Genomic DNA, 15,896 nt, shown 5'->3' with positions numbered 1-15,896 from the left:
ACTCACTCCTATCTAGAAAAAATACTGAATAATCAAGCTAGATACTGCAACAACAAACCAAGCAAAGGCACCAGTTAAAAGTGGAGCTGCTCCCGCTTGTTTAAACTGGGCAAAAGAGACCCGAGAGCCTATTCCTGCCAAGGCCATTGCCATCAGCCATTGAGATAGAATTTTTGTAAAGGAAATAAAGGAAGCAGGTAAAACACCCGTACTACTAATCAGAGATGCACAGACAAACCATAAAATAAACCAAGGGAAAATTTTCTTTAGATCTACTTTTTGCTTAGATGACTGGGACTTAAGATAGCGAACACCTGCAAAAATGAGGCAAGCTGGCACAATCATTAGTGCTCGACTTAATTTAACAATGGTTGCCAAATCACCAGAGGTCTGACCATAGGTATAGCCAGCAGCTACTACAGACGAAGTATCATTGATAGCTGTTCCTGCCCAGATTCCAAAGGTTTCAGCCGACATCTGCATGACATGTCCAAGAAAAGGGAAAATGAAAACTGCCAAAATATTGAAGAAGAAAATAGTTGAAATCGAAAGAGCAATCTCTTCTTCTTTAGCCTCCAAAATCGGTGAAGCCGCCGCAATAGCAGAACCACCACAAATAGCTGTTCCAAAACCAATCAACAAGGTCAAGACTCGTCCCATTCCCAAAAAACGCCCAATAAGATAAGCGGATAAAAAGGCTAGTAAAATCGTAAGAATACTGATTTTTAAAGATGATAAGCCTGTTGCAGAAACTTTTGAAATAGAGAGACTAAACCCCAGTAAGATAATGGAATACTGCAAGAGTTTCTTACCCGAAAAAGCCAAACCAGGATGAAATTTCTGAGGAATTTTCCAAAAATGATTCAACAGAATACCAAGTAAAATTGCAAATACACTAGAGCCAAACAAAGGAAAAGCTTTGCCCAAACAGGTAGCAATCGCAGCTATGGCTAATGATAAACCCAAACCTGGAATGTATTTTTTAAACATGATTAATCAGAACCTTCTTCTTTTTTCAATGTTTCTATTATAGCAAAATTTAAGTACTTGAGTCAGAGGATTATTTGGAGAAATTTTATCTTTCTTCAAAATTTTGCACCCATCCACTAGTTCTTCTTTTTAACAGTTTTATTTTTAAAATAAAATCTCATATCTTGCAGAATCTGCTCAAAAGAAGACTGCTCAATTGGTGCTGTCTTCGTCAAGACTCCTCTAATCTGGCGACTATATCGCTTGGTATAGACACGATTATCCAAGATAAGAACAGCAGACTGCTGTTTGCGATGTCGTACTGTTCGCCCCAAAGCTTGTTTCAAGCGTAAAATCGCAACTGGCAAGCCATAATCATAAAAGGGGTTTTTCCCTTCAAGACGAAGCCGACGATTCATCTTTTGCGTGAAAACATTTTGCGGATTGTCAAAAGGTAGACGTGTAATGATTTGAATCATTTTATCCTGACTAGAAAAGTCCGTTCCTTCCCAGAAACTACCTGTCCCCAGTAATATTGGAGCTTCTCCTCGATCAAAGCGACGTTTAATGTTACTAGCATCTCCATTCTTATACTGAGCTAAATGCTGCAAAGACAAGTTTTCTGATACTTCTAACAAGAGCTCCTTAGAAGTAAACAGAACCAAAATCGGAAGGTTTAAGCTGGATAAACTTTCAATCCTCTCAGCAATCAATCGGGCATGCTGAGAAAGTGGCAAATCAACCAAGTCCGGAAAGTCTTTATCGACCCAAATTCTCTGCTGGTGATAATTCTTAGCTGGCAAATGATAAAATTGATAGGCTTGAAAGCCAAGTAGCTGAGCTAGATTCACCTTTCGGCTGATTTCCAAGGTTGCAGATATGAAAAAGAGCTGGACCCTTTCAGGCAGAAAATCCTGAAAATTCATTAAAGATAATCTAGCAGCATGAAGACTAGTTACTCGATGTTGTTCGAAATATTCATCTTCCAACCAAAATTGTTCATACCTGTGATCCAAAATCTCACGCAATTCTGGAAGATAGTGATCTGGAAGTTCAGACAAATCCTGTCTAAGCTTAAGTAAGGTTTTGTCACTTACTTCACTCACTCTTTCGTTATGAAGAACTTCCACTAGCTGTGCTAGTTCAAATTGCAGACTTTCAAGTAGACGTTGTTCCAGCAGGGAATCGGCATGAGGAATTTCTTGCTGAATTGTCTGCAGTAGCTGATTCATCTTGAGAGCTTTCTGAGAAAAGCTTTCTAAAGCCAAAAAGAGCTTCTGAGCTTCATCTACTACTAAAATACGTCCTTCAATCAAACTTTTATCATCTTCTAAACGAGTGAGGAGGTAAGCGTGATTAGTCAATAATACTCTACTCTCCCTTGCTTTTTCCTGTCCAATCTGCCAAAAATCTACACCGTAAAACAAAGATTTTTTGCTCAATTGGCCGTCATGTCCTATCTCCTCGAAAAAAGCTTGATAACGATGAGCTTGACCAATTTCTTCTAAGTCTCCTGTTTTAGTTTCAGTAAGCCAAACTAAAAGCTGCATCTTGCAACGGTTAAGCAAGCGATTATCATCCAAGCGCTCTAAACTCTGGTAAAAAGCATCCAACTTGATATAGGATTTTGGACTTTTTAAACTATGAAAAGCTACTTGAAAAACTTCTTCAATCGCTCTTCCTTCTCCAGTTGCAATTTGATCCTGCAAAATTTTAGTCGGTACACTGACTACGATCTTTTCCTGACAATGTGCCAAAAGAGGTAGCAGATAACCATAGGTCTTTCCTAAACCAGCCTGGGCTTGCAAGAAATTAGGCAAAGGATTTTTCATGGCCTCTTCTATGAGAGAAGCAAACTTTTGCTGTTCAGGTCTTTCTTCTAGTCCAAGCAAAGAAATATTTTTAGCAAAATCACTAGATAGACATCTTTCTTTACCAATCTTAGTCTGCTTTTTTAGATAAATACCTTGACAATCAAGCCAGTCACAAGCTCTTCCATCTGGCATCTTCTCAAAACAGTCTTCCAGCACCAAGCGGGACTCATAAATCAAGCTGTCAGACAAGACAAGAAGGCGTTCTAGTAAGGGCTTGGGTAGACTTTGAATTTTTTCTTGGATTTTTAAAAATAGTAGGGCTGTCGCCATAGCATCTGAAATAGCCGTATGGGCTTGTTCCAAAGGAATTTCCAGCAGTTCACAGAGACTGGAGAGTCCATATTTTTCATAAGTTGGAAACACGACTTGAGCCAACTCTACAGTATCGACACGAGGAGACAATAAGTCAAAACCTTCCCAAAAAAGCGATTCTGCTAATAAATTTGCATCGAATTTAACATTATGGGCTACAAAGACAGCATCTTCAATCAATTCATAGATCTCACGAGCCACTTGCGAAAAGTCTGGAGCTTGACTCAAGCGCTGATCAGACAAACCTGTCAGCTGTTTGATATGTTCTTCTAAAGCCTCATGAGGATTAATATCTGTTTGATAGGTCTGCTTAATCTCTCCATTTTCTAGAATGACAATTCCTACTTGAATAATTTTTGCGGTGCTACCTGTTCCTGTCGCTTCCAAATCGACAATAGCATACTTCATATTTTTTCGTTTCATCTTATCAAAATTATACCATGTTTGCAGTCAAGATGCGAGGCTAGAATAATGAAAGCCAGAGAGTACTTAGATGATTTCTAGATTAGATAATCTAGCTTTAACAAGAGATAGATATTCCATTATTGAGCTTCATTTCTGCTAAAACTTAATTTTTTTGATACACTCATCATAGATAGAGAGGAAAAATCATGAAAGTACATAAAACATTAAATCCTTTAGCTTACGAAAATACCTATTATATAGAAAATGATAGTCATCTGATCCTAGTTGATCCCGGTAGTAACTTTCAAGCAATCCAAAAGAAAATCACTGAAATCGGAAAGCCTATTTCAGCAATTTTACTAACCCATACCCATTATGACCATATCATGAGCCTAGATTTGGTTCGAGAATCATTTGGATATCCTCCAGTCTATGTAGCTGAAAGCGAAGCCAGCTGGCTCTATACACCTGAGTTGAATCTTTCTGGACTCGATCGCCATAACGATATCGAAACACTTGTCTTGAAACCAGCTGAGCATTTCTTTAGTTATCATCAAAATTATGAATTAGATGGTTTTAAATTTTATGTCCTCCCCACTCCGGGGCACTCTATCGGAGGGGTCTCACTTGTTTTCCCTGAAGGTCATTTTGTTCTGTCCGGAGATGCTCTCTTTAGAGAATCTATTGGACGCACAGACCTTCCAACTGGAAATTTTGACCAGCTGATTGCTGGTATCAAACAAGAATTGCTTCATTTGCCGAAAGAATATGATGTCTATCCAGGACACGGACCTGCTACAACAATTGCCCATGAAAAAATGTTCAATCCATTTTTAAAATAAAAGGACAGAATGAAAAGGATTAGCTAAGCTAATCCTTTTGTTTATATCTTCAAGAAACGTCTCATTGAGAAGACAGATCCAATTGAGCCAATAATGATTCCCAAAACAAAGAGAGAGGCAATCATGATCGGAATAAAGAGTTTAGGTGCAATCATTGAGAGATTTTGCGCCACTAAACCTTTATTGACTGATCGATAGGCAATATTATATGCAAAATAAACTAGGGCTGCCGGCATAACAGCTCCAAGTAGACCAATCCAAGCACCTTCTAACAAGAAAGGTCCGCGGATATAACTATTTTTTGCTCCTACCAATCGCATAATTTGAATCTCCCGACTCCGAGAAATAATGGTAATCCGAATAGTATTGGAAATCAAGAAGATAGCAATGAATATCAACATACCAGCCAAGATTAAGCCCCAAGTCTGAATAAAGTCAGCCAAAGAGAAAATCCGCTTGGTGTTTGCTCCACCATCTTGTACATCTGAGACCCCGTCGATTTTCTGGGCTTCTTCCTTCACTGAAGAAACATATTTTGGATCGGTTGTCTCAACGATGTAGGCATCATATAGGGGATTGGCGTCACCATCAAAGATTTTCCAATCGCTTCCCATAGTCTCTGTCAATTTTTCGTATTGCTCTTGCTTACTTGAAAAAGTGATTTTTTCAATATGGTCAATTTTTTTCAAAGCATCATAGACTTTATGGTAATTTTCATTATCAACAGTCTGACCTTCTTTAACAACCGTCATACTATTGTCTTCAATATCCTTGCGAACATAAACCATCACTCGAACATTGTTTTTCAAGTCATTGGCTAATTTTGTCGTATTCAAAATAACCGAAACAAAAATAGCAACCAAACTAAGAGTAATCATTACCGTACTGATTGCGGCTACCGTCATCCAACCATTTCGCTTCAAACTTTTTAGCGACTCTATCAAATGACGGAAAAATCTACTAATCATCGTATCCGTATTCTCCTTCCGCTTCATCACGTACCACACGGCCATTTTCAATCGCAATGACGCGATGGCGTAAAGTATTTACAATTTGGCTATTGTGGGTCGCCATTAGAACTGTTGTACCTTGCAGGTTAATCCGCTCTAATAAGTTCATAATTTCCCAAGAGTTATCTGGGTCCAAGTTCCCAGTTGGCTCGTCAGCAATCAAAACCTTAGGGTTATTGACAATGGCACGAGCGATAGCAATCCGCTGTTGCTCTCCCCCTGAAAGCTCATTAGGGAAAGAACGAACCTTGTGCTTAAGTCCTACTAGGTCTAATACTTCCATAACCCGTTTCTTAATGTGACTTCTGCGTTCACCAATTACTTCCATGGCATAAGCAATATTTTCATATACTGTCTTCTTTGGAAGCAGTTTATAGTCTTGGAAGACTACTCCTACTTTACGGCGAAGCATTGGTACGTCACGTTTTTTTATCTTAGCCAAATTGAAGCCAGCAACTGTCAACGCACCCTTATCAAGTGCAACTTCACGGTAGAGCAAGCGAATAAAAGTTGATTTCCCTGCACCTGAGGGTCCTACAATATAGGCAAACTCCCCTGGCTCTACTTTTACCGTCACACCTCGCAAGGCTGTTGTTCCGTTGTCGTATTTTTTGACAACATCTCTCATTTCAATAATAGACATTTATTACTAAAATTCCCTTCTGTTAGTTGAGACGCCATTTTAAATAAGCATCGATGAAGCCATCTAAATCGCCGTCCATTACCTTATCAACCTGGGCCACTTCATAACTGGTCCGGTGGTCTTTAACCATAGTATAAGGTGTAAAGACGTAAGAGCGAATTTGGCTTCCCCACGAAATTTCTTTTTTATCGCCCTTTAATGAGTCAACTTCAGCTGCCTTTTTCTCTTGTTCAAGTTGATACAGCTTAGCCTGAAGCATCTTCATTGCACGATCACGGTTTCCATACTGAGTCCGATCAACGGTAGACTGCACCACAATTCCAGTAGGAATATGCGTCAGTCGCACACCAGTAGAAACCTTATTGACGTTCTGACCACCAGCTCCGCCCGAACGGAAGGTGTCCATCTTAATATCGTCTTCTCGAATTTCTGCCTCAATGGTATCATCCAATTCAGGCATAACCTCTACGGAAGTAAAGGACGTATGGCGACGTTTAGCTGAGTCAAATGGAGAAATTCGAACTAAACGGTGAACTCCCATTTCCGACTTAAGCAGACCATAGGCATGCGGCCCCTCAAAAGAAAGAGTGACTGATTTAATACCAGCTTCATCACCTGCCTGATAGTCTAGAACCTCTACCTTGAAGCCCTTGGCATTGCCAAAACGTGTATACATACGGAGCAGCATGTCTCCCCAATCCTGAGCCTCTGTACCTCCAGAGCCTGGATGAATCTCGAGAATCGCATTATTATTATCATATGGTTCAGACAAAAGCAAAGTCATTTCATAGCTGGTCATCATTTTCTCGAGTTCTGCCAGCTTTTCCTCTAACTCCTCTTGAACCGAATCATCCTCAGCTAGAAAATCAAGCAAAATTTCCGATTCATCAAAAAGATCCGTCATCTGGTGGAAATTTTCATAGGTTTGTTTGAGTTCATTTAATTCCTGAGATGTCTTTTGAGCGGCAATATTATCATCCCAAAAGTCAGGTTCTGTCATCTTATTTTCTAAGATGGCGATTTCTTCTTCCAGACCTTCTAAGTCAAAGAGACCCCCTGAAAGAAGCTAATTTTTCACGATTTGCGTCAATCTTTTGACGAATTTCTGAAATATCCATAACTACCTCTTTTCACATATCGTTTAATTATACCATACTTATACACGTTTGACTATTTTTTGAAATAAAATTCAAAAAGTCCAGAATCCAGTGTATGATACTTTTTAATGAATAGCAAGCCAAGGGACTCCTTGTTACAAAATTGTTAGAAAAGTAAATTTCACGACATGAAAATGTCTGTTCTTTTCCTAATATCTTTACTGTTCTTCTTTGAACATCCCTTAAAATCTTCTCTGCGCAACTAATTAAACTTATATATGTTCATGTAAACAATTTTGTGCTAGACTAAAACCATGACAAGAATCGGATTTATGAGCGACCTCCATCTGGACTCCAATCAGTTTGGTCACTTTGAACTAGAGACACTTAAGTATATTTTTAAAAAAGAAAGAATTGACCATCTTCACATTGCAGGGGATTTATCTAATGATCTAGCCCATATTAGTTTGCCCTTTATTGAAGACTTGATGCAAGAACTTCCCACCTCTTTTAATCTCGGCAACCACGATATGCTGGGACTTTCTGAGCAAGAGATTTCTAACTATGATTTTCAGGTCCAACAGTTTGGTCAGACCAAACTCGTTAGCTTTTCTGGCTGGTATGATTACAGCTTTGTTCCAGAAAAAAGCAAGGAAGAGCACCTGAGAACAAAAAATAACTTCTGGTTTGATCGTAGATTAGATAGGAAACTAGACGATCCCAGCATTACAGCTCACAGCCTCCTTCAGTTAGAAAAACTGCTGGCTTCTTTGGATGGTCCCATTATTATTGCTCTACATTTTGTCCCCCATCAAGACTTTCTTTATGACCACCCATATTTCCAACGCTTCAACGCCTTCCTAGGTAGCCAAGCTTTTCACCAGCTCTTTGTCAAATATGGGGTGAAAGATGTCGTTTTTGGCCATCTTCATCATCGTCACCATAGCCGAGTCATTGATGGTGTTCGCTATCACATGCGTCCTTTGGGCTATATTCGTGAATGGAAACTGACTCAAAACTTTTTTAATGCCTTTCCTCAGCACAAAATCTCACAGATGTATCGTCTTCACAAGCGTTATAACACTATTAAAGATTTAGAAGAATTTCTTGACTATAAGAAAAATCACCTGGCAGATGAACTGCGAGATGCTCTTATAATTCTTGATACTAAATCATAAAGACTTAAACAAAAGCAGCCCTTGAAGTGCTGCTTTTAATATTAGAAACCTGCTTATTTTCAAGCCCTCTTAAACCGACCTTTTTCTTCTAAAAAGTTTTCTTTTGAAAATATTTCTTTTAAATAATTCGTCAAACAGAAGCAAGGCCAGAATCAGAATAAAAGAAACCAAAGAATAGTTGATCAAGAGGTTGTCACCACTGATAAACGGAGGTCTAGCTAGAAGGCCATAATTTCCTCCTGTCACTTGATTGACCCCTATCAAGAAGAGATTCAACATCAAGGTATAGGCAATAATCTCGGACTTTTTTAGTAAACGTTTATCATAATGATTAAATAGATAAATCAAAGAATTAACTAAAAGTGCATAATGACCAATCAAAAATGAAAAGCTTGTAATATGTGGAAAGTCATAAGGATCAAATACAGGATAACCCAAGGCAAAAATAGCACCACTAGCTCCAAGTATAGCAAAATACTGCTTTATCTTCCATTTATCTGGTAAGAAAATCATGGCAAACATGGCTAGTCTACAATGATAAAGAGGAAGACTGTTGGCCAAAGGAAGACGGAAACCGATATACCAAGCATAAAGAGCCAAAAGCTGAACAAACTGAATCCACTTAAACGCCTTAACAAAGCCTGGATTGTCGTGATATTTTACTGCACCATAAATGGATAAGGCGACAAGAGAAATCATCAAAGCATAGGCAAGAGCCGAGATCAAAGGCGGAGCTGTCTGATTTGTCGTTAAAAATGGAATCATTTCATTCTCTCCAATCTTTTAAAAGGAATATTCTGTTTTCCTGAGCTTCTTTTAAGCGTTTAAAAAGAAGGGAAAAACCACACAGAGCTACAACTAATACTGTAGATACTAAGAGGAAATTTCCTAACATACCATAGTCACCAACTAAAGGAGGATTTTTGAGGAATCCATAGTCTCCACCAGTTAGCTGATTCACAAGGAAAATGACAGCATTCATGCCAAAAGTTATTTCAATAATCCGACGATTGGATAAAATTTTATAGTCGTACTCATTCATCAAATAAACAATAGAGTTTCCCAAAAGAGCCAAATGCCCAACTAAATAAGAAAATAAGGTAATATGCGGAAGCGGGTAAGGATCAAAAATTGGGTGAAGCAAGGCACAAATCGGTCCAAATACCCCCAATAAGGCAAAGTATTGTTTATAAGATGTTCTCCTTGGCAAGAGCAAGACTGCAAACATAGCAATCCGACAATGGTAGAAAGGCAAACTCTCAGTCAAGGGAGCCTGAGTAGCCATGTACCAACCATACAAAAGAACCAATTGGACAATCTGCAGTCCTTGAAAAATTCTTTGAAAGCTTTTTTGTTTGTAAAATCTACTTGCGCTATAGATTACAATACATAAAGCAAGTAGCATGAGCACTAATCCCAGAGGTGTTAATACGGGCGGTTCTGTTTTTTGACTTGTAAAAAAATCTCCCATTCTCATCTCCTATTTTTAAAATTAATAATAAAGTATTTAATAGTCTTTGACTAATTTTTCAACTAATCCAAATACTGTTCTCTATCTCCTTGATAAATTTCCCAAAGGATTTCCAACTGCTCTTTTGTAGTCCGCTTAGAAGATAATTCTGGTAAAGATTGGATATCAAAAAAAGCTAACTCTTCTATTTCTGTATTAGGCTGAAAATCTCCATCCTCTATCTGACACTCGAAGACCAGTTTAGCATATTGCTTACTCTGAAATTGAAATTTATTAGTATCAAAAATTGCAAGCAGACGAGAAACTGAAACATTAAATCCCGTTTCTTCTTGGACTTCCTTGACGATATTTTCCTTAGGAGATAGGCCGACTTCACAAAAGCCGCCAGGTAAAGCCCAAGTATTCTCATTTTTCCCCTTAACCAAACAGACTTTTCCGTCTCGAACCAGTACAGCTCGGACATCAATCAAGGGAGTGGCGTAAAAATCCGTTGGGCGCAACAGCTCTGCCAATTCTTTCCCATCCAAATCTGACCAATCAGCCAGGAGGTACCCCAAAAGCTGACGGAGTTCTAAGTAACGTTCTCGATCAAATTCATCACGACTAAATGCCAGTCCTGTCTCTGTAATAGAAAGGAGGCGTTGAATGATTTTTGCAGTTTCTTTAGTTTCCATCTTCCAAGTCCTCTACCAGCTTAGCCAAATTCATGGAATTGCTGCCTTTGAGAAGGATTTGGTCGGCAGTAGTCAGATTCTCTCTGACAGCTTTGGTCAGCTGTTCAAACTGATCTTTCTCGTCATTTTTGATAAAGTAATGCACCTTTCCTGGAGGATAGATTTCCTTGGCATAGTCATAGAGGGCTTCCATGTCCTGTCCATAGAGGAAAAGGTCGGTCACAATTTCTGGATTGAGGCTGGTAATCATAGAGCCGTGCATGGACTTAGAGTCCGCTCCCAGCTCTTTCATATCCGCCAGCACTGCCAATTTTCGTCCGCCTGGATTGGCTGGAATGGTCGAGAAAGTCTCCAGAATCAAACGCATAGCTGTTGGATTAGCATTGTAGACATCCGATAAAATATCTGCGCCATTGGCAGCTTTTTTCCACTCCGTTCGATTTCGGGTCAGCTCCAGCTCGGAAAAGGCCTGAGCAATATCTGCTTCAGACACACCTTCCTGCAGAGCCGCATAAGCTGCAATCATGGCGTTAGTTGCATTGTACTTACCGGTCACAGGCAGGTCAATCCTCTGCTCTAAAAAGTTACATTCAAAGCTCAAACTATCCTTGCGCTCTTCCAGACGCGTCAGGAAGATATCCGCATCAGGACCAAAGCGAACTAGCTTGCAGTCTGCTGGCAGAAATTCATTGACAATCTTATCCGCCGGAACAATCAAGAGACCATCTTTTCTCAAGCCGTCCGCAATCTGCATCTTGCCTTGGGCAATCTCAGCTCGGCTACCGAAAAATTCCAGATGGGCTTCTCCGACCAGAGTCACAATGCCCGTCTTAGGTTTGGCAAGTTCAGACAGGAGATGGATATCACCCAAGTGATCCTGCCCCATTTCTAAGGCAAGTTTCTCTGTATCCTCAGGCATGTGAAGAACTGTGTAAGGCAGACCGATTTCGTTATTGTAATTACCTTGTGTCTTATAGGTCTTGTAGCTGGTTGCTAGTAGCTGAGCCAGCATATCCTTGGTTGTCGTTTTACCATTGGAACCTGTCACCGCCAGCACATCCACCTGCATCTTTTCCAGATAGTATTTGGCCAAGCACTGGAAGGCCTTCAGGACATCATCAACCAAGATATAAGCCCCCTCTGCCACTGGACGCTCAGATAGGGTGGCAGCAGCTCCCTGAGCAAAGGCTGTCGCAATAAAGTCGTGGCCGTCACGCGCTCCCTTAAGCGGCACAAAAAGGTCACCCGACTCAATCAAACGGCTGTCAAACTCAGCATTTCTAAGTGCGACATTTTCAAACTGAGTCACATCATTTTTCGCAGATAGGACTTCTGCGATTTCATATAAATCTAATTTCATACTTCTTCCTCGTTTTTCGGTTTGCTCGCAAAAAGAAAGGACCGAAAATTTTCAGCCCCTCTATTATATCATATTTTAGAGAAGATGCGCCTCTCTCTTGGCAAACGCCTCTTCAGCAAGTCTGACTAACTTCTCAATCAAGTCAGGATAGGCTAACCCCATATTTTCCCAGAGTAGTGGATACATTGACCACTGGGTAAAACCTGGCATAGTGTTGAGCTCGTTGAGAAAGATCTGACCACCTTCTGTGTAGAAAAAATCACAGCGAGATAGTCCTAAACCACCAATAGCACGAAAAGCTGTCTCGGCATTTTGACGCATAGTATTCACAACACCTTCAGGAAGCTGAGCTGGGATTGCCATGGTGATTTTATTGTCAATGTATTTGGCTTGATAGTCATAGAAAGCCACGTCCTTAACAACTTCCCCTGGAAGACTACTTTTGACATCAGCGTTACCAAGAAGCCCGACCTCAATCTCACGAGCTGTTACACCTTGCTCGACTAGTACCCGACTATCATATTTGAAAGCCAGTTCCAGAGAAACACGCAGTTCTTCCTGATTATCAGATTTTGAAATGCCGACACTGGAGCCCATATTAGAAGGTTTGGTGAAGACGGGATAGGACAATTTCTCTTCGATTTCCTGGATTTTTTGCTCTAGATCCTCACCATCAACCACCGCTACATAAGGTACTTGAGCAATACCTGCTGATTCCAGAACTCGCTTGGTCGTGATTTTATCCATGGCCAGGCTAGAAGATAGAATATTACAGCCGACATAAGGCATTTTGAGTACTTCTAGGAAGCCTTGAATTGAGCCATCTTCGCCCATGGGACCATGCAGGACTGGAAAGACCACTGCTCCAGCTTCGTAAATATCGCTAGGCTTAATCTTCCGAGACATGTCCACTGTGGCATTGGTCATCAGCTTTTCATCAGCTACTGGCTTTGCTTCAAATTCCTGAGTCTTGATAAAGTCGCCCCCTTTCGTGATGAAGTATGTTTTTACAGAAAATAGATCATAATTGATAGCCCGCATAACGCTTTCTGCCGACAAGACTGATACTTCCCGCTCTGCACTACGACCACCGTACAACAAAATTAAACTTTTCTTTGCCATCTCGTCTATCCTATTCTTTAAAGATTTTATACTTGAGATTGATTCTCTTTAGACCGTTTTAGTATATCATAATTCCGTTTTTTTTTGAATAGAAAAAAGATTCTTCAAGAATAGAAGAATCCTTATTTTTATAATTCTGTACGATTTTCGATAGCGCGAATCAGCGTAACCTCATCCGCATACTCAATGTCGGAGCCAACTGCTAAACCACGCGCTAGTCGAGTAACTTTAATACCAGCAGGTTTCAAGACCCTTGAGATATACATAGAGGTTGCCTCTCCGTCTGCTGTCGCATTGGTCGCAACAATAACTTCTGTCACCTCACTATCCATCAAACGAGTAATCAGACTCTTGAGATTGATATCGTCTGGTCCAACACCATTCATAGGTGAAATCAAGCCGTGCAGGACATGATAAAGTCCATGATATTCCTGGATGTTTTCCATGGCTGAGACATCTCTACTATCCTCAACAATTAAGATTGTAGATTGATCACGCGACTCGTCTCGACAAATAGCGCAGGGATCTTCATCCGTCAGATTACCACAAATTGAGCAGTAACTTAGTTCACGCTTAGCTGCCAAAAGATTTTTAGCAAATTCGTTGACATCATCATCACTCATTCCAATGGTGTAAAAGGCTAAACGTGTAGCTGTCTTGATACCGATACCAGGCAGTTTTGAGAAACTATCAATGAGCTTAGCGATAGGGGTTGGATATAACATAGCATCCTTTCTAATTCATAGGGTGTAGTTGATTATATAGATTGATAATATCCCGAGTAACGCTGTGGCTAACCGTTGATGATAGATTGGTATTATGTGGGAAAACAACCGCCACTGCGATCTTAGGATTATCACTTGGTGCATAGGCTACAACATTAGTGTTGATAGCCTGCTGACCATTATTAACAAAGGTTTCAGCCGTTCCTGTCTTGGCACTGATTGGAACTGACTCACCTTGAGAAATGGTTCTTCCTGTCGTAAAACCACTTCCCCCGTGAACCACTTGGTAGAAACCTTCCTTGATCAATTTCATATTCTCTTCAGAAATGTTCACTTGATTCAAAACCTTGGTTTCTTTCTTTTCAATCAAGTCTCCTAGGCCACCATTTTTGTCGTTAGCATAAATACCTTCAACTAAATGCGGGGCAACCCGTTTACCATTATTCGCGACTGTAGCTGCATACTGGGCTAATTGCAAAGGTGTGTAGTTATCAAACTGACCAAAAGCATTGGTCAAGTAATTAGCAAAAGTGAACTCTTTAGGAGTATAACCTTGAGATTCTGTAGGAAGGTCCACTCCCGTTTTAGCACCCAAGCCATATTCTGCAAAAGTCTCTCTCAATTTTTCCATGGAAGAGTCTAAATTCTTCAAATCCACTCCCATATTCGGAGTATAAGGTGTTCCCATCATCTTGAGGGCAACTTGCACCATATAAGTATTTGACGAATACTCTAAGGCTTCCACAGCTGTAATATCCCGATTCCCATAACTAGTAAACCATGATGTAATTGATGACGAATCCTGACCGAAGACTATTGGTTGGTCCGTCAAGGTCTGGTTGCCTGAGATAGCATTATTAGCCCAACCTGCTGTCAAAGTGGCTGCCTTAACTACTGATCCTGGTACCACGATATCTGTCACAGTTCCCAAAGAGTTTGAGCTAACATTTCCTGATTTCAAATCATGCTTAACTCCGGCCATAGCAAGAATAGCTCCAGTTTCTGGGTTCATGACAACAGCATAGGCTCCTTCAGAATAAGTGGCATTCCCTGCTGTTAATTCCGCGACAAAAGCGTTTTTTAGAATCTCATCTACACCATTTTGAAAAGCCATTTCCACAGTCAGCTTGAGATTTTTTCCCTTGCTTCCTTCAGAAATTGTGTCGATACTTTCCATATTCCCGTTCTTGTCCAGGTGGATTTCCTTAATCGCCCGTTCTCCTTGCAGGACTGACTCATATTCTTTTTCGAGATAGGAGGTCCCCACACGGTCTTTCAAAGAATAGCCCTTCTTCAAATAGGCATCTACTTCCTCAGCGGGAATACCTGCTTTTTCACTTGAAACACTACCAATAATAGAAGCCAAGGGAGTATCCAAGACCTTGCGCTCCCAGGCAGTTGAAATACTAATTCCAGTTAATTCCTTGCCACTAGACGCAATTAGGGCCACTTGTTCTGTTGATAAATCGTCCGTACGAATATTTCCCGTCTCGAAATTAGCAATCTCATTCATCTGACTAAAGAGAAAAATAGCCTTTTTTTCCTGATCACTATAGTTAAGACTAGACACATCCACGCTCTCTACAGCGTTGTTGTAAATCTTTGATTCAGACAAGCGATTTCCATCTGAGTCAAACTTCTTCTTCTTCGGTAGCTTGGCAACTACTTCTTGGTAAACCTCTGGATCTGCTAGATAATAATCAGCAATCTGGCGCTTTCTTAAGTCTACATCTGTCACATCCACATAATCAAGTAACTTATTGGCAGTCTCTTTGATATCGGCAGCAGTCATCTTATTACTGCGAGTAAAGGAAACAACTTGTTTGGTTGCATTTTCAACCAAAGGCTTCCCAGATGCGTCATAAATTTGCCCACGAACCGAGCTTAGTTTTATCTTTGTTTGGCTAGCAGTTGCTAATTTTTTAGTATAAAAATCTTGGTTGAGGACTTGCATATAAGCCAGACGGCCAATCAAAGTCACAAATAATATAATCACCATTCCAAATAGGAGATTTAAGCGTCTCGGAATAGAATGGCTATCAAATTTTCTTTCTTTCTTAGGCATAATTTCTCTCATTCTAGTAAAAGTCTCTTCTATTCTACCACAAAAAGATAAAAAATAATCCGGGAAAGAAGCCCAGATTATGAGAGGAATGTCTCCAGATGAAGGAGCGTCTTATCATTGGAAAAGGATAAATTCGTTTGGCTTCTTTC

At 40.1% G+C, this 15,896-nt stretch carries 14 protein-coding genes; 2 read left to right on the top strand and 12 right to left on the bottom strand.

The window, feature by feature from the left end; translation table 11 throughout:
- Positions 1–12: 12 nt before the first annotated feature.
- Positions 13–990, bottom strand: a complete 978-nt coding sequence (locus tag PCY09_RS00245) for a YeiH family protein (RefSeq protein ID WP_125397085.1) — start codon at positions 988–990, stop codon at positions 13–15.
- A gap of 116 nt (positions 991–1,106) precedes the next feature.
- The gene (locus tag PCY09_RS00240) at positions 1,107–3,578 is read right to left on the bottom strand and encodes a bifunctional DnaQ family exonuclease/ATP-dependent helicase (protein ID WP_125392424.1); all 2,472 of its coding nucleotides are present in this window, start codon (positions 3,576–3,578) and stop codon (positions 1,107–1,109) included.
- A 188-nt stretch (positions 3,579–3,766) separates the two neighbouring features.
- Here PCY09_RS00240 and PCY09_RS00235 point away from each other — a divergent pair, with 188 nt between their 5' ends.
- Positions 3,767–4,402 carry an MBL fold metallo-hydrolase gene (locus tag PCY09_RS00235; protein WP_125376873.1) on the top strand — a complete coding sequence of 212 codons (636 nt, stop codon included), beginning with the start codon at positions 3,767–3,769 and terminating at the stop codon, positions 4,400–4,402.
- A gap of 41 nt (positions 4,403–4,443) precedes the next feature.
- Here the strand turns inward: PCY09_RS00235 and ftsX are convergent, their stop codons facing one another.
- From ftsX to prfB, 3 genes are all read right to left on the bottom strand, one after another.
- Complete coding sequence (gene ftsX / locus PCY09_RS00230; RefSeq protein WP_020992596.1) at positions 4,444–5,370, bottom strand: permease-like cell division protein FtsX; 927 nt, start codon at positions 5,368–5,370, stop codon at positions 4,444–4,446.
- Complete coding sequence (ftsE, locus tag PCY09_RS00225; protein WP_008809379.1) at positions 5,363–6,055, bottom strand: cell division ATP-binding protein FtsE; 693 nt, start codon at positions 6,053–6,055, stop codon at positions 5,363–5,365. Before ftsE ends, ftsX begins: the two co-directional genes overlap by 8 nt.
- A gap of 22 nt (positions 6,056–6,077) precedes the next feature.
- A protein-coding gene (prfB, locus tag PCY09_RS00220; RefSeq protein WP_125397084.1) for a peptide chain release factor 2 occupies positions 6,078–7,173 on the bottom strand; the annotation gives its coding sequence in 2 pieces (ribosomal slippage) (positions 6,078–7,100 and positions 7,102–7,173; 1,095 coding nt in all).
- Between the two features lie 293 nt (positions 7,174–7,466).
- On the opposite strand from prfB, the gene PCY09_RS00215 reads away from it, so the two are divergent.
- Positions 7,467–8,330 carry a metallophosphoesterase gene (locus PCY09_RS00215; protein ID WP_125397083.1) on the top strand — a complete coding sequence of 288 codons (864 nt, stop codon included), beginning with the start codon at positions 7,467–7,469 and terminating at the stop codon, positions 8,328–8,330.
- 69 nt (positions 8,331–8,399) lie between these two features.
- On the opposite strand, the gene PCY09_RS00210 is transcribed toward PCY09_RS00215, so the two are convergent.
- The 7 genes from PCY09_RS00210 to pbp2b form a co-directional block, all read right to left on the bottom strand.
- Positions 8,400–9,095 (bottom strand): TIGR02206 family membrane protein, encoded by a 696-nt coding sequence (locus tag PCY09_RS00210; protein ID WP_061582998.1) that lies wholly within the window; start codon positions 9,093–9,095, stop codon positions 8,400–8,402.
- 1 nt (position 9,096) lies between these two features.
- Positions 9,097–9,807 carry a TIGR02206 family membrane protein gene (locus tag PCY09_RS00205; RefSeq protein ID WP_060970146.1) on the bottom strand — a complete coding sequence of 237 codons (711 nt, stop codon included), beginning with the start codon at positions 9,805–9,807 and terminating at the stop codon, positions 9,097–9,099.
- Positions 9,808–9,863: 56 nt separating this feature from the next.
- A complete protein-coding gene (locus PCY09_RS00200; RefSeq protein ID WP_046165354.1) occupies positions 9,864–10,475 on the bottom strand; it encodes an NUDIX hydrolase N-terminal domain-containing protein in 612 nt (203 codons plus the stop codon).
- Positions 10,465–11,835 carry a UDP-N-acetylmuramoyl-tripeptide--D-alanyl-D-alanine ligase gene (gene murF / locus PCY09_RS00195; protein ID WP_125397082.1) on the bottom strand — a complete coding sequence of 457 codons (1,371 nt, stop codon included), beginning with the start codon at positions 11,833–11,835 and terminating at the stop codon, positions 10,465–10,467. Before murF ends, PCY09_RS00200 begins: the two co-directional genes overlap by 11 nt.
- 75 nt (positions 11,836–11,910) lie before the next feature.
- Complete coding sequence (locus PCY09_RS00190) at positions 11,911–12,957, bottom strand: D-alanine--D-alanine ligase (protein WP_125397081.1); 1,047 nt, start codon at positions 12,955–12,957, stop codon at positions 11,911–11,913.
- 128 nt (positions 12,958–13,085) lie between these two features.
- Positions 13,086–13,682 carry a recombination mediator RecR gene (gene recR, locus PCY09_RS00185; protein WP_061593300.1) on the bottom strand — a complete coding sequence of 199 codons (597 nt, stop codon included), beginning with the start codon at positions 13,680–13,682 and terminating at the stop codon, positions 13,086–13,088.
- A 10-nt stretch (positions 13,683–13,692) separates the two neighbouring features.
- Entirely contained in the window at positions 13,693–15,759 is a 2,067-nt protein-coding gene (gene pbp2b, locus PCY09_RS00180; protein WP_185760619.1) for a penicillin-binding protein PBP2B, read from the bottom strand.
- Between the last annotated feature and the right edge of the window lie 137 nt (positions 15,760–15,896).

The sequence above is a fragment of the Streptococcus sp. SG2 genome (assembly GCF_030439925.1).
GTDB classification, from domain to species: domain Bacteria; phylum Bacillota; class Bacilli; order Lactobacillales; family Streptococcaceae; genus Streptococcus; species Streptococcus gordonii.
Note: the sequence above shows the minus strand (reverse complement) of the source record. Positions and strands in the feature narration are given on the sequence as shown.

Coding starts and splice junctions, on each gene's coding strand:
- PCY09_RS00245 (WP_125397085.1), bottom strand. CDS start 990: ATGTTTAAAAAATACATTCCAGGTTTGGGTTTATCATTAGCCATAGCT.
- PCY09_RS00240 (WP_125392424.1), bottom strand. CDS start 3,578: ATGAAACGAAAAAATATGAAGTATGCTATTGTCGATTTGGAAGCGACA.
- PCY09_RS00235 (WP_125376873.1), top strand. CDS start 3,767: ATGAAAGTACATAAAACATTAAATCCTTTAGCTTACGAAAATACCTAT.
- ftsX (WP_020992596.1), bottom strand. CDS start 5,370: ATGATTAGTAGATTTTTCCGTCATTTGATAGAGTCGCTAAAAAGTTTG.
- ftsE (WP_008809379.1), bottom strand. CDS start 6,055: ATGTCTATTATTGAAATGAGAGATGTTGTCAAAAAATACGACAACGGA.
- PCY09_RS00215 (WP_125397083.1), top strand. CDS start 7,467: ATGACAAGAATCGGATTTATGAGCGACCTCCATCTGGACTCCAATCAG.
- PCY09_RS00210 (WP_061582998.1), bottom strand. CDS start 9,095: ATGATTCCATTTTTAACGACAAATCAGACAGCTCCGCCTTTGATCTCG.
- PCY09_RS00205 (WP_060970146.1), bottom strand. CDS start 9,807: ATGAGAATGGGAGATTTTTTTACAAGTCAAAAAACAGAACCGCCCGTA.
- PCY09_RS00200 (WP_046165354.1), bottom strand. CDS start 10,475: ATGGAAACTAAAGAAACTGCAAAAATCATTCAACGCCTCCTTTCTATT.
- murF (WP_125397082.1), bottom strand. CDS start 11,835: ATGAAATTAGATTTATATGAAATCGCAGAAGTCCTATCTGCGAAAAAT.
- PCY09_RS00190 (WP_125397081.1), bottom strand. CDS start 12,957: ATGGCAAAGAAAAGTTTAATTTTGTTGTACGGTGGTCGTAGTGCAGAG.
- recR (WP_061593300.1), bottom strand. CDS start 13,682: ATGTTATATCCAACCCCTATCGCTAAGCTCATTGATAGTTTCTCAAAA.
- pbp2b (WP_185760619.1), bottom strand. CDS start 15,759: ATGAGAGAAATTATGCCTAAGAAAGAAAGAAAATTTGATAGCCATTCT.